The 2,295-nt window shown below is 71.9% G+C and carries 3 protein-coding genes and 1 riboswitch; of the genes, 2 read left to right on the top strand and 1 reads right to left on the bottom strand.

The annotated features are described in order from the left end of the window. The first annotated feature begins 102 nt into the window (after positions 1-102). The gene (locus tag G6048_RS47860; protein ID WP_165345864.1) at positions 103-1,092 is read left to right on the top strand and encodes a nucleoside hydrolase; all 990 of its coding nucleotides are present in this window, start codon (positions 103-105) and stop codon (positions 1,090-1,092) included. A 100-nt stretch (positions 1,093-1,192) separates the two neighbouring features. Beyond that, positions 1,193-1,696: a GNAT family N-acetyltransferase gene (locus tag G6048_RS47855; RefSeq protein WP_165345863.1), complete on the top strand. Its 504-nt coding sequence runs from the start codon at positions 1,193-1,195 to the stop codon at positions 1,694-1,696. Positions 1,697-1,702: 6 nt separating this feature from the next. On the opposite strand, the gene G6048_RS47850 is transcribed toward G6048_RS47855, so the two are convergent. Further along, positions 1,703-1,942: a hypothetical protein gene (locus tag G6048_RS47850; RefSeq protein ID WP_165345862.1), complete on the bottom strand. Its 240-nt coding sequence runs from the start codon at positions 1,940-1,942 to the stop codon at positions 1,703-1,705. Positions 1,943-2,043: 101 nt separating this feature from the next. Next, positions 2,044-2,184, top strand: a riboswitch (cobalamin riboswitch). The last annotated feature ends 111 nt before the right edge of the window (positions 2,185-2,295 follow it).

The following is a 2,295-nucleotide window of genomic DNA, read 5'->3' as shown; positions in this document are numbered from 1 at the left end:
GCCCCCAGCGGGGCCCGGGGCTGGCCCCGGGATGGGACGGGTAGGGGCGGCGGGGGCGAACTCCCCCTGGCTGCACAGCCGCCCGCCGCTACGCTGGCCACCGTGCCCCTTCCCTCACCGATCGTCCTCGACAGCGACCCCGGCATCGACGACGCCCTGGCCCTCCAGTACCTCCTGGGTACAGGGCTGTGGGACCTGAAGGCCTACACCTCCGTGGGAGGCAACCTCCCCGCCGAGCAGACGTACCTCAATGCCCGGGCCCTGGCCCGAGCCATGCGCATCGACGCCGACGTCCCCGTCCACCGAGGCGCAGGCCGCCCCCTGACCCGCCTCCCCTACACGTCCGCGTCCGCCTTCCACGGCAAGGCAGGCCTCGGCAACGAGACACTGCCCGACTCCACGGCCGCGCACCCGACGGGGTCGTCGGCGCAGGCGCTGCTCCGCCTGTCCCGGGAGTACGAGGGCGAACTCACCGTATGCGCCACGGGCCCGCTCACCAACGTGGCGATCGCCCTGCTCGAGGACCCGGCCTTCGCCCACCGAGTCAAGAAGTTCGTGTTCATGGGCGGCGCCGCGCACGTGCCCGGGAACATCACCCCGGTCGCCGAGTTCAACATCTGGGCCGACCCGGACGCCGCCGAGGTGGTCGTGTCCTCCGGCATCCCGTTCACGATGGTCGACCTGGACGCCTCGCTCCGCTGGCTCTTCCGCCCCGCCGACCTGGCCGTCCTGGAGGCGGCGGGCGCGGGCACGGCCCTGGCCGCCCGCCTGCTGCGGGTGTACATGGACGCGTACCGCCTCCACGGCGGGGGCGACGCCTGCCCGCTGCACGACCCGCTCGCGGTGGGCGTGTGCGCGGACGAGTCGTTCATCACGGCCGCGGAGGGCGCGGTCATCGTCGAGTCGGCGAGCGAACTCACCCGCGGCAAGACCGTGTTCGCCCCCGCGGGCGCCCACCGCGTCTACTACGCCGACTCCCCCACCCTCACCGCCCGCCTGTCCATCACGGGCCGCGTCGCGCTGGGCCCGGGGCCCCGCGACTTCGTGAAGGACTTCGTGGCGACGCTGCAGCAGTGGCCGGGCGTGGGCTGAGATCCCGCACTGAAATCGCCGCACGGAGATCCCCGTACCGAGCTCCCAGCGCAGGGAAAACCACAGGCCGCTGTCACACCCGTGATGCACACTGCACCGCATGGACATCGCGATCAGGCACGCAGCCCCTGATGAGTACGAGCCCCTCGGCGAGATCACCGCACAGGCCTACCTCGGGGACGGCCTGCTCGACTTCGGAGAGAGCGACGAGTACCTGGGCGAGCTGCGGGACGTCGCCAAGCGGGCCGCCGCGGCCCAGGTGCTGGTCGCCGTCGAGCACGACCGCGTACTGGGCGGCGTGACCTTCGTACCCTCCGGCGGACCGATGGCCGACATCGCGGAACCCGGTGAGGCCGAGATACGGATGCTCGCCGTCGCCCCGGAGGCCCGCGGCCGGGGCGTCGGAGAGGCCCTCGTACGCGCCTGCATGGATCGCGCACGAGCCGAAGGCTGCGTAGGCATCGTCCTGTCGACCCAGCGCGCCATGCACTCAGCCCACCGCATCTACGAACGCCTCGGCTTCACCCGCACCCCGGAACGCGACTGGAACCCGATCCCCCACCTCGACGACCTCAACCTGCTGGCCTACGAGCTGGAGCTTTAGCGGCCGTCACCAAGCACGCCGCTCTTCAACCTCCGCCCGCGCGTCAGCCACCTCCGCCCGAGAGGCGGGGTCGTTGCGCCACTCGTCCAACTTGGCGGCGGCGCGCCGGTATTGCTCACGCACGTACGCCTCGTGCACAGCCATGCCGATCGCCTCCACCGGAGTGACGCGCCAGGCGGCGGCCAGCTCTTCCAGCTCGCGATACGTCTCGTCGTCCAGGCGCAAGCTGATGGTCTCCGGCGTCATGGAGGCACCGTAGCGCAACGCCCCGCGCCCGCGCGCCCCACCGAGGTTCCGCCACGCAACACAACATGTGGGGTGCGCTTTCCAAGCCCGGCACAAGATGTATGCTCATGCTCGCTGTCGCCGCAGGGGAATCCGGTGCGAATCCGGAACTGTCCCGCAACGGTGTACTTGTGCATGTCTGTCCCCAGGACGGGTCGTGCGCGAGCGTCAGTCCGAGGACCTGCCGGCAGCGCGCCCAGGCCAATCCGGCCCGGGCGACCATGACGTCCGGGCCTCGCGGAGTGGGCCGGTGGACGCGGCGTCCCGCTGCGCAGAGCGCGTACGCCCGTGTGCCCCGAGCCCCCGCTCCCCGC

Origin of the sequence: Streptomyces ureilyticus (assembly GCF_011045025.1) — a bacterium.
In the GTDB taxonomy this organism is placed as follows: Bacteria; Actinomycetota; Actinomycetes; order Streptomycetales; family Streptomycetaceae; genus Streptomyces; species Streptomyces ureilyticus.
Note: the sequence above shows the minus strand (reverse complement) of the source record. Positions and strands in the feature narration are given on the sequence as shown.